This window comes from Bdellovibrio bacteriovorus, assembly GCF_001592735.1.
Classification (GTDB): Bacteria; Bdellovibrionota; Bdellovibrionia; order Bdellovibrionales; family Bdellovibrionaceae; genus Bdellovibrio; species Bdellovibrio bacteriovorus_D.
The window spans coordinates 201,936-225,399 of the sequence record NZ_LUKE01000004.1; the positions used below are offsets into that span (position 1 = coordinate 201,936).

Genomic DNA, 23,464 nt, shown 5'->3' on the forward strand with positions numbered 1-23,464 from the left:
AATATTTGCTTATACGCATATGCATTTTTTTAATGGAGGCCCTCGTGGCGAAGATGGACGTTACGTCAGATAAAGCAACGCAGAAAAAAGTTCCAAAGAAATTTAAAAAAATCGCGGAACAAAAACAGCCAGCGCTGAACCTGAAATCAATTCACAAAAAAGCTCCCTCCCTTTTGAGTATCGACAATGACGACCTGATGGTTCCCTCATTTGATAGCAAAGAACAATTAAGACAGCTTCTCTTCACCATCAAAGCCGTGCGGCGCGGTGAATTCAATGTGCGTATGCCCATCGGAAACGAGGGGATCATCGCCGAAATCGGTGAAGTCCTAAATGACATCATCGAAATGAACGAAAGCATGGCCAATGAATTCGTGCGCGTACGAAGCACCGTTGGTCAAGAAGGTAAGATGAACGAACGTGTTTCTATGGGCTCTGTTAAAGGAGCATGGGCGACAAGTGTCGATTCAATCAACTTACTAATTGGAGATCTTGTTCAACCTACTCAAGAAGTCGCCCGCGTTATCACCTCGGTGGCTAAAGGGGACTTGTCACAAAAGATGTCCTTAGAGATCGATGGGCGCACGGTTAAAGGTGAGTTCTTCCGTATCGGAACTACGGTGAATGCCATGGTGGATCAGCTCAACTCGTTCGCCTCAGAGGTGACTCGTGTGGCAAAAGAGGTGGGTACCGAAGGAAAACTCGGCGGACAAGCTGACGTTCGCGGAGCTTCAGGTATTTGGAGAGATCTCACCGACAACGTAAATAACCTTGCCGGAAACTTAACGGACCAGGTTCGTAATATCGCCAAAGTAACCACCGCCGTTGCTAAAGGCGACTTATCACAAAAAATCACGGTGGATGCCAAAGGCGAGATCTTTGAATTAAAAAACACCATCAACGTCATGGTGGATCAGCTTTCATCCTTCGCCGCCGAGGTGACTCGTGTGGCAAAAGAGGTGGGTACCGAAGGTCGTCTGGGCGGTCAAGCGGACGTAAAAGGGGTTTCTGGTACTTGGAAAGATTTAACAGACAACGTCAATGGTCTGGCGAATAACTTAACAGCCCAAGTTCGTAACATCGCAAAAGTAACCACGGCCGTTGCCAATGGCGACTTGTCACAAAAAATCACCGTGGATGCTCGTGGCGAAATCTTAGAACTTAAAAACACCATCAACGTCATGGTGGATCAGCTGAATTCATTTGCGGCCGAGGTGACTCGTGTGGCGAAAGAAGTAGGTACCGAAGGTCGTCTGGGCGGACAAGCCGACGTGAAGGGTGTATCTGGTACTTGGAAAGATTTAACAGATAACGTCAATGGCCTAGCCAACAACCTGACTGCTCAAGTGCGTAACATCGCCAAAGTAACTATTGCGATCGCCAATGGCGACTTGTCACAAAAAATCACCGTTGATGCCCGCGGCGAAATCATGGAGCTTAAAGACACCATCAATACGATGGTGGACACACTTCGTTCTTTCGCGACGGAGGTCACTCGTGTGGCAAAAGAAGTGGGTACCGAAGGAAAACTGGGTGGTCAGGCTGATGTAAAAGGTGTGGCGGGTACGTGGAAAGATCTGACTGACAATGTGAATGGTCTTGCTGGAAACCTCACCGCCCAAGTGCGTAACATCGCCAAAGTGACGACCGCGGTTGCTAATGGCGACTTGTCACAAAAAATCACGGTGGATGCTCGCGGAGAAATCTTGGAGCTGAAAGAAACCATCAACGTCATGGTGGATCAGTTGAACTCGTTTGCGGCCGAGGTGACTCGTGTGGCGAAAGAAGTGGGTACTGAAGGAAAACTGGGCGGACAAGCCGACGTTAAAGGTGTATCTGGGACTTGGAAAGATCTTACCGACAACGTCAATGGTCTTGCGGCGAACTTAACAGCTCAAGTGCGTAATATCGCGAAAGTAACCACCGCCGTTGCCAAAGGCGACTTATCACAAAAAATCACGGTGGATGCCAAAGGCGAAATCTTTGAATTAAAAAATACCATCAACGTCATGGTGGATCAGCTTTCATCCTTCGCCGCCGAGGTGACTCGCGTGGCAAAAGAAGTGGGTACTGAAGGAAAACTGGGCGGACAAGCGGACGTTAAGGGTGTGTCTGGAACTTGGAAAGACTTAACAGATAACGTCAACAGCCTGGCGGGGAACTTAACGGCCCAAGTTCGTAACATCGCCAAAGTAACCACGGCGGTCGCAAAGGGTGACTTGTCACAAAAAATCACCGTGGATGCTCGTGGCGAAATCTTTGAATTAAAAAATACCATTAACGTCATGGTGGATCAGTTAAACTCGTTTGCGGCGGAAGTAACTCGCGTTGCAAAAGATGTTGGTACTGAAGGAAAACTGGGCGGACAAGCGGACGTTAAAGGTGTGTCTGGAACTTGGAAAGACTTAACGGACAACGTAAACAGCCTGGCACGTAACTTAACAGACCAAGTTCGTAATATCGCCAAAGTAACCACCGCCGTTGCCAAAGGCGACTTATCACAAAAAATCACCGTTGATGCCAAAGGCGAAATCTTAGAACTTAAAAACACCATCAACGTCATGGTGGATCAGTTAAACTCATTTGCGGCGGAAGTAACTCGTGTCGCTAAAGAAGTAGGTACTGAAGGCAAACTGGGCGGACAAGCGGACGTTAAAGGTGTGTCTGGAACTTGGAAAGATCTGACCGACAATGTGAATGGTCTTGCCGGTAACTTAACGGCGCAAGTTCGTAACATCGCCAAAGTAACCACGGCCGTGGCAAAAGGTGACTTATCACAAAAAATCACCGTGGATGCTAAAGGTGAAATCTTAGAAGTAAAAAACACGATCAACTCCATGGTGGATCAGTTAAACTCCTTCGCCGCCGAGGTGACTCGCGTAGCGAAAGAAGTAGGTACGGAAGGCCGTCTGGGTGGACAAGCCGAAGTGCGCGGTGTTTCGGGTATTTGGAAAGACTTAACCGACAACGTGAACGTCATGGCCTCAAACTTAACTAAACAAGTTCGCGGTATCGTGAAGGTCGTAACTGCCGTTGCCAACGGGGACTTAAATCAAAAATTCGTTCTTGAAGCCAAAGGGGAAGTGGCGGCGTTAGCTGAAACGATCAACTCCATGACCGACACTCTGCGCACGTTTGCCGATCAAGTAACAACGGTAGCACGTGAAGTAGGTATCGAAGGGAAACTCGGTGCCCAAGCGCACGTGCCGGGGGTTGCGGGAACATGGAAAGATTTGACCGATAATGTGAACGTCATGGCCTCAAATCTTACCAAACAAGTTCGCGGTATCGTGAAAGTCGTAACCGCGGTAGCTAACGGAGACTTGAATCAAAAATTCGTTCTTGAAGCCAAAGGGGAAGTGGCGGCGTTAGCTGAAACCATCAATACGATGACCGACACTTTGCGTACGTTCGCCGATCAAGTCACCACGGTGGCTCGTGAAGTGGGTATCGAAGGGAAGCTGGGCGGTCAGGCGAAAGTTCCAGGAGCATCGGGAACGTGGAAAGATTTGACCGATAACGTCAATCAGCTGGCGGGGAACTTAACCGCGCAAGTGCGGGCGATTGCGGAAGTGTCAACGGCGGTAACAAAAGGGGATTTAACTCGTTCGATCTCGGTAGAGGCCGAAGGCGAAGTCGCGGCGTTATCAGAGAATATCAATCAAATGATTTCGAACTTAAAAGACACGACTCAAAAAAACAACGAGCAGGACTGGTTAAAAACCAACTTGGCGAAGTTTTCGGGCATGATGCAAGGTCAAAGAAGTATCACTTCGGTGGCGCAGTTGATTATGTCGGAACTTACGCCGTTAGTCGACGCTCGTCAGGGTACATTCTTTATGTTGGAAACGGAAAAAGGCGAGCCCACGTTAAACTTGATTGCAAGTTATGCGTTCACCGAGCGTCGTTCTGTTTCTAATAAGTACAAATTAAAAGAAGGTCTGGTCGGACAGTGCGCTTTTGAGAAAAAACGCATCTTGCTGACAAGTCCTTCTGACGACTACGTCATGATCACTTCAAGCATTGTGGAAGAAAAACCCCGCAATGTGATCGTGCTTCCGGTTCTGTTTGAAGGAGAGTTGAAAGCCGTTATTGAACTGGCTTCGTTAACACCATTTACTCAGAACTATATCAACTTCTTGGATCAGTTGATGGATTCCATCGGCGTTATCTTGAATATGATTTCGTCTTCGATGAGAACCGAAGAACTTCTGCAAGAATTGAAACGTTCCAATGCGGAACTCGAAGCCCAAGCCAAAGAGTTGGAAGAAAAAGCCAAACTTCTGGAAGTCAAAAACCAAGAGGTGGAGCTGGCCTCCCGCTCACTGGAAGAAAAAGCCGAACAGTTGTCGCTTATCTCGAAGTACAAATCGGAATTCTTGGCGAATATGTCCCACGAGTTACGAACGCCGCTTAATAGCTTGCTGATTTTATCTAAGACGTTAGCTGAAAACCGAGATAAAAACTTAAGCGGAGAGCAAGTGAAGTTTGCCAGCACCGTGCATTCGGCCGGTCAGGATTTATTAGCCCTTATCAATGAGATCTTGGATCTATCCAAAGTCGAAGCGGGTAAAATGCCGGTCAATCCCAAAGCCGTGTCCGTTAAAGAAGTGCATGAGTACTTGGAGCAAACGTTCCGTCCGGTGGCGGAACATAAAGGTCTGGAATTCCATATCTCCGTGGGGGATGCGATTCCGAAGGCCATCTTTACCGATGAAAATCGTTTGCATCAGATTCTAAAAAATCTTTTGTCGAATGCCTTTAAGTTCACCGATAAAGGACAGGTTTTGTTAGACATTGCGACGAAGAAAAACAGCGTGGTCTTTAAAGTGACTGATACCGGTATTGGTATTCCTCAAGAAAAACAAAAACTGATCTTTGAGGCCTTCCAACAGGCCGATGGTACGACCAGCCGTAAATACGGTGGTACGGGCCTGGGCTTAACGATCAGCCGCGAAATTGCTCGCTTGTTGGGTGGTGTGATCGAAGTGGAAAGTCGCCCGGGCGAAGGCAGTACGTTCACTTTAACGTTGCCGTTTAAATACACGGGCCCGGATGCCAGCCTTTCAACGCAAGTGGAAGAGCAAATCGAAGTAAGGCCGCTGCCAACGGATGCCGACTTTAGCGGGCGTAAGGTTTTGATCGTGGATGATGACGTTCGTAACGTGTTTGCACTTTCCAGTGTTTTAAAGATGCGCGGTATGAATGTGATATTTGCCGAAAATGGCAGACAAGGGATTAAAGCTTTAGAAGAAAATCCAGATACAGATCTGGTATTGATGGATACCATGATGCCAGAGATGGATGGATTAGAGGCGACTCAAGAAATTCGCAATAATCCGCGGTTTGCAAAACTTCCGATCATCTCGTTAACGGCGAAAGCCATGAAGGGTGATCGTGAGAAGTGTTTAGCGGCGGGGGCGTCCGATTATGTCACCAAACCTGTTGATGAGGCGTACTTATTGGCGGTGATGTATTCTTGGCTTCCGCGCGGTGAAAAAGCAGGAACATTAAGCCTGCAATAGATAGAAAGATTTTGTGGATTCGAAAGTTGATATTCTTATTGTTGATGACAGATTAGACGGCCTCATTACGTTAGAGGCCGTCATCAACATGCCGTACGTAAATTTAGTCAAAGCCCAATCGGGCCGCGAAGCCTTAGAACTTTTGGATTTATATGACTTTGGGGTCATCCTATTGGATGTGCAAATGCCCGAGATGGACGGTTTTGAAACCGCCATGCACATTCGTAAACATGAAAAGTACCGGCACACGCCGATAATTTTTGTGACCGCGATTAATAAAGATGCTCAGTACATCTATCGCGGTTATGAAGCCGGGGCGGTGGATTATATTTTTAAACCTTTTGAACCGCAGATATTGCGTTCTAAGGTGAATGTCTTTATTGAACTTTTTCGTAAAACGCGTCAGCTAAAGCAGCAACGGGATCTTATTCGCGAAAGTGAACGTCGCGAGCGCTATTTGCGTCTTGCAGAGCTAGAGGTTGAAAGTCTCCGTCGTTATCGCGCCTTGGCTGACGCCATTCCGCATATCGTTTGGCGTGCCAAAGGGGATGGAACGCTGGATTATTTTAATCAGGTCTGGATGGATTACACCGGGCTGACTCTTGAGGCGAGCTTTGGTAATGGATGGCAAACCGCGATTCAGATGGATGACATCAATGGTTTTTTAAAGACCTGGATGATCGCAATGTCCAATGGGAATTCCTTTCAAACCGAATGTCGAATTTTACGTAAGGACGGGGCAGAGCGCTGGTTCTGGATCAGTGCCGTCAGTGAGAAAAATCAATCCGATCAAGTAGTAGCTTGGATTGGCACTTGTACCGATATTCATGATCGCAAAATGGCGGAAATGAAATTGATTGAAGCTGAAAAACAGGCCAATGCGGCAAGTTTATCGAAAACCAGCTTCTTAGCAAATATGTCTCATGAGATCCGCACCCCGATGAATGCCATCTTAGGATTTACAGAGCTGATGCTGGACAAAGAGCAATCCCCAGAGGATCGCGTCGAATGTATTCACACGGTTCAGCGTAATGCAAGACAGCTATTAAAGATCATTGATGAGATTTTGGACATTTCGAAAGTCGAATCGGGACGGTTGCAAATTGAGTACGTGGAAACAAACATCGCTTCTTTGCTTGAAGATGTGCGCTCGTTGATGCGCTTACCGGCGCTGGATAAGGAATTAAATTTTAGCGTCGAGCTCAAATCCGAAATTCCGCGCAAGGTGATCACCGATCCCACGCGCCTACGGCAGATTTTATTAAACTTAGTTGGAAATGCGATCAAGTTCACTCACCATGGCTATGTCAAAGTGGAAGTGGAATGGCACCGTCACACCGACAAAGGATCTAACCGCCTGCATTGTTTTATCGCGGACAGTGGTGTGGGGATCAAGTCTGACAATGCGACGCGCTTGTTTCAACCTTTCATGCAAGAAGACAGCGCGACCACCAGAAACTTTGGTGGTACGGGATTGGGCTTGGCTCTTTCGCGTCAATTGGCGCGCGCGATGCGTGGGGATGTGACCCTGGAATACAGTGAGCCGGGTAAAGGCAGTCGTTTTATGTTGGACATTGAGGCCGAACCGACGGTGAATACTGATTTTGTTAAAAGTATTGAAAGTGATTTTGTTAAAAAGGAAAGTGCTTTTCTTAAGGATGGGGAAAAGCGTTTAGAGGGGATGAATGTTCTTCTGGTCGAAGATGTGCACGACAATCAAACATTGATGGTGCATTTCTTAGGCATGGCCGGCGCTCACGTAGACGTCGCAAGCAATGGCAAAGAGGGAGTTCAAAAAGCGCTAGAGGGTCACTATGATGCTGTCTTGATGGACATTCAAATGCCCGTCTTAGATGGCTACGAGGCGACCCGTCAGCTGCGAGAGAAAGGATTCAAAGTGCCGATCATAGCGTTGACGGCGCATGCCCTAAATGAAGAGCGCGAAAAGAGTTTGCGCATGGGCTGCGATGGTCATTTGTCTAAACCAATATCATTTGATGAGTTAGTAACGAACTTAGTCGAATTGGGGCACCCTCATGTCTAATGAGATCCCAGAGTCGTTGCGACTGTTTCTTCGTCGCAACATCAACTCCGTTTCACTTCTGGACGTTCTATTTTTGTTGAAACGTGGTGCACCTCAAACCTGGTCTCCCGAAGAGCTCAGTGTTGAGATGCGTACCAATAAATCATACGCCGCTTCGCAATTAGCAGAATTGCAGGCATTGAATCTGATTCACTTGGATGGAACCAAATACATTTATGACCCCTCTCCGCAAGATCGCGAGATGATTGAGGCGTTGGAGAGCTTGTATAATTCACGGCGATCTACGGTCATCAACTTTATATACTCACAACCTATCGACAGTATCCGAGATTTCGCGGATGCGTTTAAGATTAAGAAGGACTAGGTATGGCGTTTTACGTATATCTTCTATGTTCAGTCACAAGTCTGGGGTGCGCCGTGATGCTCATGCGCGCTTATTTTTCCAGTCGTACGCGATTGCTTTTTTGGAGCAGTTTTTGTTTTATCGGCATCGCCCTCAATAACATCCTGCTGTCGATTGATTTCTCTTTAGGACCTAATTATGACCTCTCAAGCATTCGTGCGGTGGCGGCGTTATTAGGTATGGGGGTGATGATGTACGGCCTTATTTGGGACACGGTCTAATCATGGATAAAACTCTTTTTAATCAATTTATTTATGGCGCCGTTATGATGGCTTCACTGTGTAACGGATTATTCTTTCTTAAATTCTGGCGCAAAACCGGGGATCGATTTTTCTCGATGTTTGCCGCGGCATTTATCTTGTTGTCGGTAGAGCGATGGCTTTTGCTATTTATTAAGACGGCTAACGAAACCAACACATGGGTGTTTATGGTTAGACTTGTGGCCTTCGCCCTTATTATTGGGGCCGTTATTGATAAAAATAAGAAATAAAAAGCTGGGGAGCTGGACGTCGTGGAGGGATCTTTAAAAAAATTGAGATCCCAACGGGGGGTTGAGTTTTAACAGCTTTAGATCTGATATAGAAGCTTATGTGATAAGTCTCTCGAGTTTTTCCGGGAGCGGAAAGCAAAGATCAAAAAATAAAAACATCTCTTTCTGGTAAAATCAGGGATTCAACAAGAAAAGTGGGTCCCATTCTGGCTCGTGCAAATAAAAACTCACAATTTTACGAAGGCTTTCTAAGGACCTCAGTCGTCAAGATTATCCGACAAAACATTTTCTTATTGAATTGCGCTACAGGCACATCATAATAAAACCGAAGGGTGTGACATGTCTGGCGTAATGGAAATCAAAGTTATAAGAAGAAGATCTGCAGAAACTCGTGCCACTGAAACGGCGACCGCAACGGCTTTAACAACACCGGTGTGCGCAGAGCGAGAGCAGTGTCGATTGTTACTAAATACAATGATCCAAGGCTTGGTCGACTATCCGGAGACCATTTCGGTGGCTTATTCTGTCGGGGAGCGCACCACGGTTTTTAAAGTGGAATGTGACAGGCGTTGCTTGGGACAGATCATTGGTGCGAAAGGGAAAAACATTTCCGGTGTTCGCGCAGTGATCGCGGCAACGATGGCTCGCAAGGGCATCCGAGCCATTGTTGAAATCCCATATTACTGCATTGAAACCTAATTTCCATTAACGCATCCCGCATCTTGCGGGAAGTGTCTGCACAATTAGAGTCTCTTTAGCTACAATGGCTGGATGTTCAAGAATTTACGCGAACTTCGTCGACGCATCATCCAGTATAAATCCCGCTCAAAAGTCCACAGCGATTTGGACATTCTTTTATCTACCGTCAAGGACCAAAAAAGTCTTGAAGACAAACTGCAATGGCTGGTGAAGCTATTGCAATGGGTTCGATATGAGGGTGATGTAGATTCACACTTGGAAAAGGAAACCGGTCGTTTGCCCGTGGCGCGCTTACGTTTTCTTTTGATGGTTCTGGATCGTCATCCCCATTGGAAAAAAGACGTGGCCAAGGTTTTAAGAACGGTTGTTCATGAAGTCAGTGGGTTAGAACTTTACACCGAAACCGGCTTACCGCGTGAATTGGGCTTATGGAGTGAGATGGTCGATCGCTTGGTGATGAAGATCTTGCCAACGCCCCCTCTTGACCATGAGCTAGGACATTTGTTTTGGGCTTTGTTCCCGGACAAAGATGACCCGATGTGGTTGGCCTCCATTGATATCTCTACGTTTGATAGAATCTGCGAATTGTTTTCTTATGAAGTGGGTGAAGATGAAAGGGATTGGAACCGTCTTAAACCCGATCTTGAAGACGCTCTGACTTACCTGGTAATTCAAGTGCGCGCCATTGGTCTTTCGCCTAGCGTGCGTCGCCGTACAGATAAGCAAACATTTCGAGATTCGGCTTTTTTTGCTTTGGTGCGGGGGCTGGAGGAGTTTTTAAATGCTTATCATGCTCAAGACAAAGCTCTGACTTTTGAAAAGGCTTCGCGCTTTCGCATGATCATCTGGGAATGTCAGCGAGAGTTAGTTCAAGTGCATAAGCATTTGGATGAATATGGGGTGAGCATCAACTTGGTTTTTCAAATGATGCGCTTAAAAAGTTACCTGCATCGCATCGACAGTCTTTTGGAAATTTTGTTAAACGAAAAAGTCGACAGTAAGAAAGTCACAAGCTTTCTTTCACGTCTCGTCGCTGAAAACCAAGATCTGCGCAGCACCACATCGTTACTTTCACAGAACATTTCGTTATTTGCGCGCAAAGTGGTCGAGCGGGCGGCCGAAACGGGCGAACACTATATCACGCGCACGCGTCGCGAGTACCGCCAGATGTTGCAAGCCGCCGGTGGTGGGGGCGCGATGACGGCGGTCACGGTGTATTTGAAAATCGCGATTCTTTCTTTAGGGGCGGCGGGTTTTGTCGAAGGGTTCTTGGCGTCTCTGAATTATGCGTTAAGTTTTTGCGCCATTCACTTAGCAGGTTTCACTTTGGGAACCAAGCAGCCGGCGATGACGGCTCCGGCATTGGCGGAGAAAATGCAAAACGTCGATACCGCGGAAGGGATGGAAGCGCTGGTCAGTGAAGTAGCGCATTTAATTCGTTCCCAGGTGGCGGCGATTTTAGGAAACGTTCTTTTCGTTGTTCCGGTTGTTTTGTTAATCGATACTTTGGCCTTTATGGTTTTTGGTGGGCACCTGATGTCGGAAAAAAAGGCGATGGCGGCGCACACGTCGGTGGATATTTTAGGGCCGGCTATTTTGTATGCGGGCTTCACGGGAATTTTATTGTGGCTATCAAGTATTGTGGCGGGCTGGGGAGATAACTGGTTTGCTTTACACTCGATGCGAAAAACACTGTCTTACAGCCCGGCATTACGAGCCGTCCTGGGTAAACGAGGCGCGCGCCAAGTCGCTACTTTTTTAGAAAGAAACACGTCAGGTTTGATCGGAAGTATTTCTTTAGGAATCCTGCTGGGCATGGTGCCTGAGATTTTTAAATTTATGAGCATCCCGTTAGATGTTCGTCACGTCACCTTATCATCGGGAACTTTGGCGGCGGCGTTGCCTGTATTGGGAATTGATTTTTTAAAGAGCTGGGAATTTATTCGCGCAGTGATAGGTATAGGTTTCATCGGAGCCTTGAATGTGGGTGTGAGTTTCGGTTTGGCTTTGATGGTCGCGATCAAAGCTCGCGGCATCAATCCTCCGCAACGTCGTGCGATTCGCAAGGCTGTGATGAAGAGATTTTTCTCGAGCCCTTTGAGCTTCTTCTTGCCCGTTGGAGCGACCATAGCAAAAGCGAAAAACGAGGCGTCTCACTAGGTTTTTTGGCCACAAAACGTTGTGCGATGCGTTGTTTTCAGTGATGTAATTTTAGGCATATCCATACACTTCTAATAATAGCTTCAATAAGCATCATTAATAGTTAGGCGCGTTTGCGCGGTAAATTGCAGATGAGGTTCCACTTTGGAACCCCCGGTCCCATGTCAGGGAATTTCATTTTTTGCGGTCAAAAAAAAACTTCAGGTGGTTCCAAAAGAGTACTTGATAAATCTTTCAACCTGAAATGAAGTGCCTCCCAACGACGGATTTCAATAGTGAAATCCATGGAGGGGAAACCATGAAACGCAATGTATTTGCACTCATCCTGACAGTATTGTTCGCGACAGCAGCTCAAGCAGAGCGCGTGATCGTAATCATGAAAGATCAACAATCTTTCTCTAGCGTTCATCAATCATTCAAAGTGAAGGGGACTTGGAATGCATTGAATTCAGTAGGTGAAGTAGAAACTGCTTTATCTAACTTGAATACGTTGATCGTGGATGTGAAGGACGACGCGGGGATCGCTCAACTTCAAGCCAACCCTCTGGTTGCTTATGTTGAAAAAGAAATCTTCCACGAAGGACCTCGTCCAGTAAAAGGTTTCATCGCCACTCCAATGGCTAAGAGCAAGGCTGTTACTCAGAAACAACCTTGGGGTATTGACGCTGTTAAAGCTCCTCAAGCTTGGGCCGCTTCTAAGCAAGGTGAAGGCGCTCGCGTTCTAGTACTTGATACTGGTATCGATGCCGCTCACGTTTCTATCGCTAAAAACTTTGAACAAGGTATGGACTTCACAGGCGACTCTAACGGTTCTGATTACACAGATCACGTGGGTCACGGGACACACTGTGCAGGAACTATCGCGGGTGTTAAATCACGCTCTGGTTTCACCGGTGTCGCTCCAAAAGCTAAAATCTTGGCGGGCCGTGTTTGCTCTGAAAACGGTTGCTCTAATATCGCCATTGCTCAAGGTATCTCTTGGGGTATTGCTCAAAAGGTAGACGTTATTTCTATGTCTTTGGGTGGTGCATGGTCGACTCCTGCTGAACGTGATGCGGTTCAAAAAGCCGATCAAGCAGGTATCACTGTTGTTGCTGCTTCTGGTAACTCTGGAACACCACGTGTTTCTTACCCAGCGGCTCTTCCAACTGTTATCGCCGTCGGTGCTATCGACAACACACTTAAGAAAACAGACTTCTCTCAATGGGGTCCTGAATTAGCCGTTGTTGCTCCAGGTGCGGCCGTTGTTTCTTCAGTACCAACTGGAACGGGCCGCGAAGGTTCTGTTGAAATTGGTGCTAACGGCAAAAAAGTTAAAGTTTTGAACTCGACTTTCCAAGGTGCCAAAGAAGTTTTAACTCCAGAAACTAACGAACTAGTGGCTGCGGGTCTTGGTAAACCAGAAGACTTCACAACAGCGGTTCAAGGTAAATACGCTTTGATCTCTCGTGGTGAAATCGCATTCGGTGATAAAGTTAAAAACGCGATCGCAGCGGGTGCCGTAGGTGTGGTTATCTACAACAACGCTCCAGGCTTGATCCAAGGTTCTTTGACGAGCGATGGTTCCACTCTTTCAGTTCCGGTATTCATGGTTGAACAAACTGTGGGTAACGAAATCGTAGCCGCTCTTGGTAAAGGTGAAGTTGTTAGCGCGACTTTGCAAACGATCGCGACTGACTACGCCTCTTTTGATGGGACTTCAATGGCGACTCCGCACGTAGCAGGTGTGGCAGCTCTTATGAAAGCTGCGAACAAATCTTTGACTGGTGCTCAAGTAAAAGAAATCTTGAAACGCACCGCAACTCCACTGGGACCAAACACTGCAAACGAATACGGTGCTGGTCTAGTCAATGCTGAAGCCGCGGTCAACGCAGCTCTAGGTAACTAGTTCTAAAGAACTTTAGTTAAAAACTTAAAACCCACGCCGAAAAGCGTGGGTTTTTGTTTTTTAGGCTCCCGTTTTTGGAGACACCTCTCCCGCTGACCACCGATGCGGTTCTGCATAGTGTCAACTTGTGTTCTGCGGCCTTCTTGCTCAACGTCCTTGGGCTTGCGATAATTTTAGCATGCAGCACTTACCCAGTATGATCACTGACCTTGCCTTGATTCTTGGAACCGCAGGGATTGTGACTCTTCTTTTTAAAAAATTAAATCAGCCCATTGTTCTTGGATACCTTGTTGCGGGATTTTTGGTGGGGCCAAAGACTTCCATCTTTCCCACCATCGTCGGGCAAGAAAGTATTTCGTTATGGGCTGAAATCGGGGTGATTTTTCTTTTGTTCGCGTTGGGGCTGGAGTTCAGTTTTAAAAAGCTTTTCCGCGTGGGAGGCTCTGCGGGTTTTACCGCTTTATTTGAAATCAGCTTTATGGTGACGGCCGGTTATGTCACGGGAAGGCTTCTGGGATGGACCAGCATGGACAGCATGTTCTTAGGCGGGATCTTGGCGATTTCATCGACCTCTATCATCATCCGCACCATTGAAGAACTGGGATTTAAAAATTTTAAATTCGTGGGGATGGTTTTTGGGATCTTAGTGATCGAAGATCTGGTCGCGGTGTTATTGATGGTCTTACTAACGACGGTCGCTTTGACTCGGGATTTTGCGGGTGCCGAGATGTTGGGCGCGATCGTGAAGCTGTCGTTTTTTCTTTCGATCTGGTTTGTGGCCGGTATTTTCTTATTACCTTCTTTTTTAAAGCGCGCTCAAAAACTTTTAACGGAAGAAACCGTCTTAGTGGTGGCGGTAGGTTTGTGTCTTTTAATGGTGGTGTTTGCTAGCAATGTGGGGTTTTCATCGGCCTTGGGGGCTTTTATTATGGGTTCGATTTTAGCCGAAACCATTGAAGGTGAGCGCATTCATCACTTGGTAAAACCCATTAAGAATCTTTTTTCGGCGGTGTTTTTTATCTCCGTCGGGATGATGATTGATCCTCAAGTTATCATGACTTATTGGAAAGAGGTTCTTTTACTTTCATCCATTGTGATCGTCGGAAAAACTATCAGCGTCACGTTAGGTTCCGTACTTTCAGGACAAAGTTTAAAGTCTTCGCTGCAATCGGGGATGAGTCTTTCACAAATCGGGGAGTTTTCATTTATTATCGCGACCTTGGGTCTAAGCTTAAAGGTCATTAATGAAAACATGTATCCCCTGGCGGTGGCCGTTTCGGTGGTGACGGCTTTTACCACTCCTTACATGATGCGCTCTTCAACGAAATTTTATGCATTTTTAGAACGGATATTGCCACCTAAAGTAGTGGCCTCTTTAGATAGTTACAGTGTTTTGTCTTTTTCAATGCAAGGCAATCGCGTGTGGCGGGATCAGGTTCGGGCTTATATTATCAAAATTATTCTGAATGCGGTTGTGGTTGTCGCCATCTTCTTGCTGACATCTCGCGTGTTTTTACCATTTCTTTTGGAAAGACAAATGGCCGAAGGGCCGGCGAAGTTTTTATCTTTAAGTGCCACCCTCATTGCCAGTGCACCGTTTTTATGGGCGTTGGCGTTTGGGCGTACGAAGGATTTTGACGTTTTGGTTTTTGATCAGAACAAAGGAACTAATAACTATGTCTTTTTAGTTTCACGCATCATGCTGGCCGTGGGCTTATTGGGCGCGATGGTGGCGCAGTTTGTGCCGATTTTCTGGGCTTTGGCCATCACGCTGTGGATGGTGATAGTTGTTGGTTATATTTTATCGCAAAAATTAAATGATATTTATCACTGGTTTGAACATCGTTTTTTATCAAACTTAAATGATGAAGTTCAAAAAAATCACGCGCGTAAAGCCGTGCAAAGTCTGGCCCCGTGGGACGCGCATATGACAGAATTCCAAATTCCCCCAGAGGCCCCTTACGTGGGCGTGCCATTGTCTCAGCTTTCTATTCGGGAAGTTTATGGTGTGACCATTGCGCTTATTGAACGTGGACGTCGTCGTATCACGGCACCGGGGCGCAATGAATGTCTGATGCCACATGATCATATCCACGTGATTGGTACGGATGCTCAGTTGGTACGGTTTAAGGACTTTATTCAATCTGAACATGAAGACTTGCAGCGCGTGGTTTCGGTGCAAGACGACGGTCAATACACCTTAGAGAGTTATCGCCTTTCGGAAAATTCGCCCTATATTAACTGCAGCATTCGGGATTGTGGTTTGCGTGAAAGCACGCAAGGCCTGGTTGTGGGGATTGAACGTGATGGCCGACGTATTTTAAATCCCGATTCCTCGGAAGTTTTGGTTTTAGGCGATGTGCTTTGGATTGTGGGTGATCGGGATAAAATCCTCAATCAGACGTAAGGGCTTAAAAGAATTAAAGCTTCCACTTTAAAAGAGTTTTTAGCATGTCGACTTTAGATGCCGTGTAGGGCGGGTAAAGGCGACTTGCTAAAGAATGCCCCCAAGATCTTTTTAAAACCGCGCGTTCATGCGAAAATGCTCGAAAACCAAAATATCCGTGATAGTTGCCAAGGCCACTTGCACCCACGCCACCAAATGGCAGATGATGGTTTCCGACGTGAATGACGGTGTCGTTGATCGAAACGCCGCCAGAAGAGGTTTCTTCTAAAATCTCACGAATGTTATGGCGACTGTTAGAAAAAATATATAAAGCCAACGGCTTTTCTCGCTGATTAATAAAATCAATGGCTTCAGGTAAAGTATTATAGGTGATCACGGGTAGTAACGGCCCAAAGATTTCCTCTTGCATGATATCAGACTGCAAATCAGGCTTTTCTAAAAGGGTGGGGCTGATAAAGCTTTTTTCGATGTCGATGTTGCCACCATAAACGAGTTCCGCGCCAGTTTTCACCGCATCTTCAAGCAAGGTCTTCATTCGCTGCGCGTGATTTTTAGAAATCATGCGCGCCAAGCTGGGGGATTGGACTTGTTCGTCTGTTTTACCATAAAACTTTTCGATCGTTTCGATGATCAATGGCTTTAAATGCGGCCACTGATTTTGTTGGACCAAAAGGTAATCCGGCGCCACGCAAGTTTGGCCGCCGTTTAAGAATTTACCCCAGACAACTTTTTCAGCCGTGTGTTTTAGGTTTGCGGATTCATCAACCAGAACCGGGGATTTCCCGCCAAGCTCTAAGGTCACCGTGCTTAAGTGTCGGCTGGCTTGCTCCATGATGATTTTTCCCACACGCGTGCTGCCGGTGAAAAAAACATGGTCAAAAGGAAACTTCATCAATTCTTCGGTGGTTTCTTTACCACCTTCGATGACCGTCACGTGTTCGGCACGGAAATATTGGGGAAGATATTTTTTTAAAAACGCACTGGTGTGGCGACTGACTTCGGAAGGCTTAATGATCGCGCAGTTTCCCGCGGCCAGCGCCCCAATGAGCGGGGATAAGGCCAGGTTTAAGGGGTAATTCCAGGGCGAGATAATCAAGCACACGCCACGCGGTTCACGCTTGATAACACTTTTCGTTCCCCAAAGGGCCGTGCCTGATTCCACCGGAGTGGGGCGCGCCCAGATTTTAAGATTTTTTTTGGTGTGCTGAATTTCTTTGATCAGCGGATAGACTTCCGTCAGCAGGGTTTCTGCTTCAGGTTTAGCAAAATCGGCATGCAAGGCTTTAACGATGTCACCTTGATGCTCGGTAATCAGTCTTTCTAAGTCGTCTAAAAAAGACAGCCGGACCTTTAAAGATTCTTTACGAAGTTGCAGGCTGTATTTTTTTTGATGAAGAAAAACTTGTTCTAGCATGAGTCAGGTCACCTCTAGATCATGTTCGAAGGTCTCACATAAAGAGTCTACGACTTTTTCCAAACTCTGTGTTTTTTCGTAAATAGCCAGCTGAGCTTTGTAACTGGGGTTTTCCATGTCCTTTTTAAGCCCTTCAATATAGGCCTCATAGCCCATCTGTTTGCTGTCTTCGCTCATCGCGTCCATCAAATCCCAAATATCTTGACGAAGGGATTTGGTATTTCCTTCGTTATCGATCAGGATCTCGCCATCAAGTCCATGACGGCCGGCGCGCCATTTGTTTTCACGCACCATCCAGTCCGCAGGCACAGGACGTGGCTGTCCGTTTTCCAAACGCTTTTGGATATATCGAGCCAAAAGATGAATGAAAGCCACCAAACGAGCGGTGCGACGAATGCCCGGCACGCCATCGCAAATGCGGATTTCCATGGTGCCGTAATTAGGACTGGGTCGAATGTCCCACCAAATGTCTTTAAAGCTTTCAATCGAATGACTTTTTATCAGTTTGCCCACGATGTCTTCAAAATCTGCCCAATTAGAAAGGGTGCAGGGTGTACCGCCAGCGGGATGGGCCTCAAAAACGGTGATGCGTGAGGAAGCAAGACCCGTATTATATCCCGTCCAAAAAGGAGAACTCGCTGAAAGCGCCAACATATGGGGAAGGTAATATAAAAACTCATTCATCATCGTGATGCAGTGATTGGCACTCATCATGCCGATATGAACATGCAGGCCATAGATCATCAGTCGACGCGCGATATGCTGGTTGCGATGGACTAAATACTCATAACGGTCTGACGGATAGAAAACGCGGTTGTGCCACTGAGCAAAGGGATGAGTTCCGTTGGAAGCCAGGCGAACATTATTTTTTTTGCAGATCCGTGCCAGTTCTCGGCTGGTCACTAAAAGTTCGGCCTCGACTTCTTGCACATTTTTGCAAATCGGGGTGTCGATCTCTAACATGCTCTGAAAGATCTCTGGTTTTAGATGCGGACTATCCAAAGTCCAATCATTTAAAATTTCCGGAGAAATAGGATGCAGGTTGCGAGTCTCAGGGTGGATGATTTGCAGTTCTACTTCCACACCTAACGAAAATAAATCGGACTTTCCAAAAGGGATCGTATTAGTCATAAAATCACCTTAAAGACGAATGGCACTGCGGGCAAATTTTAATCCTGCAAAGTTAGTCGCGCTGCGGCAGTATTGGCAGAGTTTATTTTTCTAGCCATTCGTTTTGATTGTAGGCGACGCCTTCTTTTTGGCTGAGATAAACCACGAGGGGTTGGCCGGGAAGAACGAGTTCAAAGCTTTCTTTTTTGTCATTTTCCATTCGAATCAGGACGGCCAAGTCAAAGTGGCTAAAGATTCGTTCAAGTGAGGTCACGTCGTCACTCATGGCTTCAAACTGCGTGCTCAGTTCAGAAGAAATCTTTTTAAATTGCTGGGAAAATTGTGACAGAACTTTTTTGTGAAATTCGCTGGGGCGATGAATTTCAGAAAACAAAATAAAATACGAATAAAGCTCTTTGCACACAGCAATGCTGGCTCGAGGTAAAGAGACATCTTCAAAAACATCTCGGTAGGTCATAAATAAAGTGTCGGTGATCTTGAACTCCTCCTCAAAACCGAAGTGCGCGATAGGGGCCAGCTCGGCCAGTGGTTTGATATGTCCGTGAACCACGTGGTGTTTGTTTAAGAAATCCTCGATGCTAGAAACCTGTTCGTCGGCTAAGGGAGGAGTGTGCGCGGACACGATTTTATCTAATAGGCCATCAATCAAAGTGTTGGTCTTCAAAATGCGACGAATGATGTGGAAGTTGTTTTTATGTTCGGTATAGAGCTCGCGCTTTTTTAGCAACAAGTTGTTAAGGTGGCGACGTAAAACCTCCTCCGTTTTTCCTTCCTTTAAAACTTGGGCGACGTCTTCTAATCCAAACCCTACGTCGCGCATGGCTTTGATAAAGAATAACTGATCGACATCTTTTTCAGAATAGTCTCGATAGTTATTTTCGGAGCGTCCGGGATTTATTAAACCCAGATCCTCGTAATGACGGATCATGCGCTTGGTGAGGCCGGTTTTTTGTTCGACTGTCTGAATGTTCATGGCAAACTCCTTTTCACCATCATCGACATTCACATTATGTCAGGCTCAAGAGTTTTTTTGCCAGGACTAAAGTATCAAAATGAGACGTTGCGGCTTTGGCGGTGGAACCACAATTGCTTCAGTTGGAGGTATGATATTCAAATGGCGCGTGGCGCGCCTAATATTCGCCTTTTTAACGATTTTTGTCGCTGCGTCGGCCTTTTCGGCAGAACGATGTGAGGACCTGTTCACGCCCCCGGCGTCCCTGGCGCAAAAAGTATGGGCCGGGTTCTCTAAAAACTTGGTTCCGTTAAATATCGCTTTAAACAAAAAACTCAGTTTGTACGGGCATTTTGTGACCCTGGATGCGAAGGCCCGCACGGTGCTAAAGATTTCTTTTTTAGATGCGCACTCTTCCGAAGTCAATCGCGTGCTTTATGATGTTATTAAAAAAGGCCAGATTGATGAAATCGACGCCGGGGCGGTGGTCGGTCCCAAAGTGCTGCCCTTGCTTTTAAGTTTGACGCGAATCACGCCGGAATCAAAAAAAATGATCGTGCGCGGTTACATCCGTCCCGAGTGGCTTCACGACACGATGTCGCGTGAAGCCGCGATGTTCGATGCGCAAGGCCGTCGCAATTACGATCATTTTTCGGCGAAAGATTTAGAACGCTGGAATAAGACCATGGAAGACCTGGGCTTGACCGAGGCTTGCCGCAAGTTCTATGGGACGGCGGAACTTTCCGGGTGTGGGCGCCTAGATTTTGTTTTTGATGTGCGCCATCCGCAAAAAGTGAGCTGGGAAAAAGGGTCTTAAAACAAAGATCCCGCGCTGATTTCAGAGCGGGATTTTTTCGAAGCAATTATAATTTAAAAAAACTATTTAACTAAATTGCTTAAAGCTTGTCCTGCTTGGCTGTACCAATCGGAAGCTTTCTTTTTTAATGAATTCAAAGTGGCTTTTGCGCTGGTTTTTTTAGCGGCCGCTTTTTTCACAACCTTTTTAGTCGCTTTTTTCACCGCGGCTTTTTTAGCCGTTACTTTTTTAGATGCTTTTTTGGCAGCTTTTTTTAAAGCCATACAAGGTCTCCTTGATAGAAATATCAGACGGCTCATTATAAACGACCTTGGTCGTGTCGTGGGGAGCAAACAAACAAACAGATAAAAACTTCTTACTTGTCCAATATCCTGACGGCCCGGTTTTGGCATCCTATGCTCATGAAAGTCCCATAAGCCGCTTATTCTTTGCTGACGACCGCGAAGGAGACGCTTTTGGGCGCAAGAAGAACTGAATGTCTAAAAAGTATTCAGAGAGGAACCCAAATATGTTTAAAGTTATACTGTCATCTTTGATATTTTTAGCAGGCACGGCTCACGCCGAGGACGTCCTTGAAGGCGACACTTTGATTCGCAGGTTGAGTGTTTCCTATTCCACTTTAGTTTTTTATAAAAACCCCACGGGCGAATCAGGTCGCACCTTGGTGGCGTGCTTGTCCAATGAGCAGGCGGCCAAAGAAAGTTTAAGTAATTCTAATGGGGGTGGGGTGATGTTGGTGCCCAACTCGACCGTCGTTTTTAAAAACGACACCTCCAGGTCTTTTACCGATGGTTCCAATTTAAAAGGTCAGTTTATCCAAATTGAATGCAAGTAGGGAATATACCCAAGGAAGTTTTATGAAAAAAGCCCTGATCTTAACTTTGCTGACAGTCGTATTTGTGGGTTGCAGTTCTGATAGCGAAAATAAAAATGAAAGTTTGAGCTATGAATTTTCTTATAACGGCTGCAATACGGGTAAACATCAGTTCAACTCCAAGGCCGAGATGTGCCAAGCCTTGCAAGACAATGAATTAAATAATGGCTGCGCCATCGGCATGCGTGCGAGTCATTTTGATCTTCATTGCCCGGGACAAACTTTTACAGCTTTTAATAAAAAGCCTCAAAGTCAGACTCAAAATCAATTCGCGCCACAACATAATGACGAGCCCTCAGAGCCCGCCACCGAATCAAAGGTGACAGAAGATGCCTCGGGTAAAGACACCTTGGTAGGTGATACGCTGATCCGAACGCTGAAAGCGGGCAGTGCTTCATTAGTTCTTTTTAAAAACCCGACGGATGAATCGGCAAGATCCATGGTTTTCTGTGCGGCTGATGCAAAATCCGCTAAAGAGTTCCTAGCAAGTTCAGAGATGGGTGGGATGATCCTCACTTTAGGAACTAAAATCGTTTTAAAGAACGATCAATCCCAAACATTCACTGACGGCACGAACTTGAAAGGCACCTACATCCAGATCGAATGCAAATAGGCTGTTTTGTCTCTTTACTTGGCCCCATGTACATTTTTAAAAAATGAAAGCATTTGTTCTAAAGAGGTCTTAGAGAACATTTTTTCCGTGTTCTCTAAGGTCATCCTTGTGGCATCTGCTCCACGCGTGATCATGTCTTGTTCAAAATAAGCTAGAGCCGCTTTGATATCTGAAAACCTTCCATTTGTGAGCACGTCCGCCAATTCAAAGGAATCTTGCATGGCGACGTTGGCCCCTTCGCCGGCAAAGGGAGGCATGCGGTGAGCGGCATCGCCAATCATGGTAAGATTGTTTTGCGTTTCCCACTTTTGATCCAGTGGAAAATAATATTGCGGGCGCGGAATGAAGCTCACGCCATGGGCGGTAAAGAACTCCTGCCATCCTTCACTCCAGGTTGAAAACTCTTTTTTAAACCAGCTCAAAACTTGATCTTGATTTTTAAAATCAATTCCGCATTCAGAAAGCCAGCTCTGTGAGCATTTAAATGCGGCTACGAACATGATAGAGCCGTCGCCTTTAGACCCGTATCCAATCATCTTTTCATCATCAAAAGCCATGACTTTTCCGCCTTTGGCAAAAGTGAAAAGGCCGGGTGTGTTTTTCGCCGCTTCATCAATATCGCCTTGTAAGAGAGTCACCCCTGAATAAACGGGCTTAAGCGAACTTAAATAAGGCCGCACTTGAGAGTTCGCCCCATCAGCGGCGACCACCACATCGGCGTAGGCCGTGGTTCCGTTTTTAAATTGGATTCGCCATCCCGTGTTTTCTTTTTCCATCGAAGAAAAACGGCTATCCCAAACCACAGTATGGGGGTGAAGGGAGTTTAGCAGAATATCCCGAAGAGGAGCGCGGTCAATTTCGGGGCGTGTCTCTGAAGTGAATTTTGCAAACCCATGATCGTCGAATTTGATATTGAGAGCTCTATCGACAAGAAGCATTTCGCTCGCCGCTGCTCGATGGTTCTTATAGAACTCCTCTAAAAGGCCCGCGCGTTTCATGGCCTCTAGCCCCGTGCCTTCATGCAAATCAAGGGTGGAGCCTTGCACGCGCACATCGCGGTTAAAGTCTCTCTCGTAAACCTTCACCTCGACATTTTGCATTTGTAGCAATCGGGCGAGTGTTAGTCCCGCCATACCGCCGCCAACAATCGCGATTTTTTTGTTTTTAAGTAAATTGGTTTTCATGTGTACTCCAATACGAAATACGATCCGCGTGATTGCTGATCGATTCGTCGTGGGTACTCAAAAAAAATCTTGGTACTGGGGTTATTGCCAGGCAGGCACTAACTGACCGGAGCTTCCAAACCGGTCTGCTATTTTCGACGCTCTTAGGGTGGCACAGTTTGAAGGTGTTCGCAATGGTGGGTCTAAAAATGGCTCAAACTTTTTCATTTGTTTCATTCTGATCTGGTGCCATCACCTTTAAGGTCACAATGCGAACCTGTAATATTTAATGACCATAGTCGTAGGATTGATGGTTCGAGGTGGCAATTTATTCGGCTCGTGTTTATCTTTAAATTATGAGAACACTTCGAATTGTTATGGGCGCGTTGATGGTACTTCAATTCTCAAATGTTTCGGCACGTCCCGGATCATTTATGTTTTTTCCTCTTCCTTCTTATGGACCTGCGGCCCCTGTAGAACTTTTCTTTACCACGACGGGTGCAGGTACGTGGACAGTGCCGGCAAACTGGAATAATTCGAATAATACAATTGAATGCATCGGCGGCGGCGCCGGTGGTGGTGATCTTGATGCTGGAGGCGGTGGTGGTGGCGGTTACGCTAAAGCGACGAATGTCACCTTAGGAGCCACGGCCAGTTATTCCATCGGCGCGGGTGGTTCTAGTGAAAATGCGGGCGCAGACTCGTGGTTTAATGGTGCGAACTGTTTGGCGTCGTCAGTGTGTGGCGGCGGCGGTCTGTCTACGAGTGGCACGGCCGGCGGCGCGGGCGGCACGGCTAAAGTGGGAATTGGATTTGCTGGCGGAGCCGGCGGCACGGGCAGCACCGACGGTGAAACCGGTGGCGGCGGGGGCGGTGCGGGCGGT

At 46.6% G+C, this 23,464-nt stretch carries 17 protein-coding genes and 1 pseudogene; 13 read left to right on the forward strand and 5 right to left on the reverse strand.

Annotation, left to right across the window (positions count from 1 at the left end; all coding sequences use genetic code 11):
* The first annotated feature begins 197 nt into the window (after positions 1-197).
* The 9 genes from AZI86_RS16015 to AZI86_RS16055 all read left to right on the forward strand — a co-directional run bounded on the left by AZI86_RS16015 (position 198) and on the right by AZI86_RS16055 (position 15,616).
* Positions 198-5,525, forward strand: a complete 5,328-nt coding sequence (locus AZI86_RS16015) for a HAMP domain-containing protein (RefSeq protein ID WP_061836319.1) — start codon at positions 198-200, stop codon at positions 5,523-5,525.
* Between the two features lie 13 nt (positions 5,526-5,538).
* Positions 5,539-7,569, forward strand: a complete 2,031-nt coding sequence (locus AZI86_RS16020; protein WP_061836284.1) for a response regulator — start codon at positions 5,539-5,541, stop codon at positions 7,567-7,569.
* A complete protein-coding gene (locus AZI86_RS16025; RefSeq protein WP_061836285.1) occupies positions 7,562-7,933 on the forward strand; it encodes a hypothetical protein in 372 nt (123 codons plus the stop codon). Before AZI86_RS16020 ends, AZI86_RS16025 begins: the two co-directional genes overlap by 8 nt.
* Positions 7,934-7,935: 2 nt before the next feature.
* On the forward strand, positions 7,936-8,193 hold the full coding sequence (locus AZI86_RS16030; protein ID WP_061836286.1) for a DUF5985 family protein: 258 nt from the start codon (positions 7,936-7,938) through the stop codon (positions 8,191-8,193).
* A 2-nt stretch (positions 8,194-8,195) separates the two neighbouring features.
* Positions 8,196-8,462: a DUF5985 family protein gene (locus AZI86_RS16035; protein WP_061836287.1), complete on the forward strand. Its 267-nt coding sequence runs from the start codon at positions 8,196-8,198 to the stop codon at positions 8,460-8,462.
* 339 nt (positions 8,463-8,801) lie between these two features.
* Entirely contained in the window at positions 8,802-9,161 is a 360-nt protein-coding gene (locus AZI86_RS16040; RefSeq protein WP_061836288.1) for a KH domain-containing protein, read from the forward strand.
* Between the two features lie 72 nt (positions 9,162-9,233).
* Positions 9,234-11,321, forward strand: a complete 2,088-nt coding sequence (locus tag AZI86_RS16045; RefSeq protein WP_061836289.1) for a site-specific recombinase — start codon at positions 9,234-9,236, stop codon at positions 11,319-11,321.
* Between the two features lie 298 nt (positions 11,322-11,619).
* Positions 11,620-13,209: a S8 family serine peptidase gene (locus tag AZI86_RS16050; protein ID WP_301335751.1), complete on the forward strand. Its 1,590-nt coding sequence runs from the start codon at positions 11,620-11,622 to the stop codon at positions 13,207-13,209.
* Between the two features lie 178 nt (positions 13,210-13,387).
* Entirely contained in the window at positions 13,388-15,616 is a 2,229-nt protein-coding gene (locus AZI86_RS16055; protein ID WP_061836320.1) for a cation:proton antiporter domain-containing protein, read from the forward strand.
* A gap of 13 nt (positions 15,617-15,629) precedes the next feature.
* Here AZI86_RS16055 and AZI86_RS16060 read toward each other — a convergent pair whose 3' ends face one another.
* The 3 genes from AZI86_RS16060 to AZI86_RS16070 form a co-directional block, all read right to left on the reverse strand.
* A complete protein-coding gene (locus AZI86_RS16060; RefSeq protein WP_061836291.1) occupies positions 15,630-17,030 on the reverse strand; it encodes an aldehyde dehydrogenase family protein in 1,401 nt (466 codons plus the stop codon).
* 3 nt (positions 17,031-17,033) lie between these two features.
* Positions 17,034-18,161, reverse strand: a complete 1,128-nt coding sequence (locus AZI86_RS16065; protein WP_061836292.1) for a carboxylate-amine ligase — start codon at positions 18,159-18,161, stop codon at positions 17,034-17,036.
* 82 nt (positions 18,162-18,243) lie between these two features.
* Positions 18,244-19,134, reverse strand: coding sequence for a MerR family transcriptional regulator (locus AZI86_RS16070; RefSeq protein WP_061836293.1), 891 nt, complete (start codon positions 19,132-19,134; stop codon positions 18,244-18,246).
* A 130-nt stretch (positions 19,135-19,264) separates the two neighbouring features.
* On the opposite strand from AZI86_RS16070, the gene AZI86_RS16075 reads away from it, so the two are divergent.
* Positions 19,265-19,930 (forward strand): hypothetical protein, encoded by a 666-nt coding sequence (locus AZI86_RS16075; protein ID WP_157684733.1) that lies wholly within the window; start codon positions 19,265-19,267, stop codon positions 19,928-19,930.
* A 62-nt stretch (positions 19,931-19,992) separates the two neighbouring features.
* Here AZI86_RS16075 and AZI86_RS19400 read toward each other — a convergent pair whose 3' ends face one another.
* Positions 19,993-20,193 (reverse strand): hypothetical protein, encoded by a 201-nt coding sequence (locus AZI86_RS19400; RefSeq protein WP_061836295.1) that lies wholly within the window; start codon positions 20,191-20,193, stop codon positions 19,993-19,995.
* 245 nt (positions 20,194-20,438) lie between these two features.
* On the opposite strand from AZI86_RS19400, the gene AZI86_RS16085 reads away from it, so the two are divergent.
* Together AZI86_RS16085 and AZI86_RS16090 are read left to right on the forward strand one after the other, a co-directional pair.
* On the forward strand, positions 20,439-20,765 hold the full coding sequence (locus tag AZI86_RS16085) for a hypothetical protein (RefSeq protein ID WP_061836296.1): 327 nt from the start codon (positions 20,439-20,441) through the stop codon (positions 20,763-20,765).
* A 22-nt stretch (positions 20,766-20,787) separates the two neighbouring features.
* Positions 20,788-21,417, forward strand: a complete 630-nt coding sequence (locus tag AZI86_RS16090) for a hypothetical protein (RefSeq protein ID WP_061836297.1) — start codon at positions 20,788-20,790, stop codon at positions 21,415-21,417.
* A gap of 14 nt (positions 21,418-21,431) precedes the next feature.
* Here the strand turns inward: AZI86_RS16090 and AZI86_RS16095 are convergent, their stop codons facing one another.
* A complete protein-coding gene (locus AZI86_RS16095; protein WP_061836298.1) occupies positions 21,432-22,601 on the reverse strand; it encodes an FAD-dependent oxidoreductase in 1,170 nt (389 codons plus the stop codon).
* Positions 22,602-22,936: 335 nt separating this feature from the next.
* On the opposite strand from AZI86_RS16095, the pseudogene AZI86_RS16100 reads away from it, so the two are divergent.
* Positions 22,937-23,464 (forward strand): annotated as a pseudogene (locus AZI86_RS16100) (hypothetical protein); the annotation flags it as partial.

Coding starts and splice junctions, on each gene's coding strand:
- AZI86_RS16045 (WP_061836289.1), top strand. CDS start 9,234: ATGTTCAAGAATTTACGCGAACTTCGTCGACGCATCATCCAGTATAAA.
- AZI86_RS16035 (WP_061836287.1), top strand. CDS start 8,196: ATGGATAAAACTCTTTTTAATCAATTTATTTATGGCGCCGTTATGATG.
- AZI86_RS16050 (WP_301335751.1), top strand. CDS start 11,620: ATGAAACGCAATGTATTTGCACTCATCCTGACAGTATTGTTCGCGACA.
- AZI86_RS16095 (WP_061836298.1), bottom strand. CDS start 22,601: ATGAAAACCAATTTACTTAAAAACAAAAAAATCGCGATTGTTGGCGGC.
- AZI86_RS16085 (WP_061836296.1), top strand. CDS start 20,439: ATGTTTAAAGTTATACTGTCATCTTTGATATTTTTAGCAGGCACGGCT.
- AZI86_RS16075 (WP_157684733.1), top strand. CDS start 19,265: ATGATATTCAAATGGCGCGTGGCGCGCCTAATATTCGCCTTTTTAACG.
- AZI86_RS16070 (WP_061836293.1), bottom strand. CDS start 19,134: ATGAACATTCAGACAGTCGAACAAAAAACCGGCCTCACCAAGCGCATG.
- AZI86_RS16060 (WP_061836291.1), bottom strand. CDS start 17,030: ATGCTAGAACAAGTTTTTCTTCATCAAAAAAAATACAGCCTGCAACTT.
- AZI86_RS16040 (WP_061836288.1), top strand. CDS start 8,802: ATGTCTGGCGTAATGGAAATCAAAGTTATAAGAAGAAGATCTGCAGAA.
- AZI86_RS16025 (WP_061836285.1), top strand. CDS start 7,562: ATGTCTAATGAGATCCCAGAGTCGTTGCGACTGTTTCTTCGTCGCAAC.
- AZI86_RS16065 (WP_061836292.1), bottom strand. CDS start 18,161: ATGACTAATACGATCCCTTTTGGAAAGTCCGATTTATTTTCGTTAGGT.
- AZI86_RS19400 (WP_061836295.1), bottom strand. CDS start 20,193: ATGGCTTTAAAAAAAGCTGCCAAAAAAGCATCTAAAAAAGTAACGGCT.
- AZI86_RS16030 (WP_061836286.1), top strand. CDS start 7,936: ATGGCGTTTTACGTATATCTTCTATGTTCAGTCACAAGTCTGGGGTGC.
- AZI86_RS16015 (WP_061836319.1), top strand. CDS start 198: ATGGTTCCCTCATTTGATAGCAAAGAACAATTAAGACAGCTTCTCTTC.
- AZI86_RS16090 (WP_061836297.1), top strand. CDS start 20,788: ATGAAAAAAGCCCTGATCTTAACTTTGCTGACAGTCGTATTTGTGGGT.
- AZI86_RS16055 (WP_061836320.1), top strand. CDS start 13,388: ATGCAGCACTTACCCAGTATGATCACTGACCTTGCCTTGATTCTTGGA.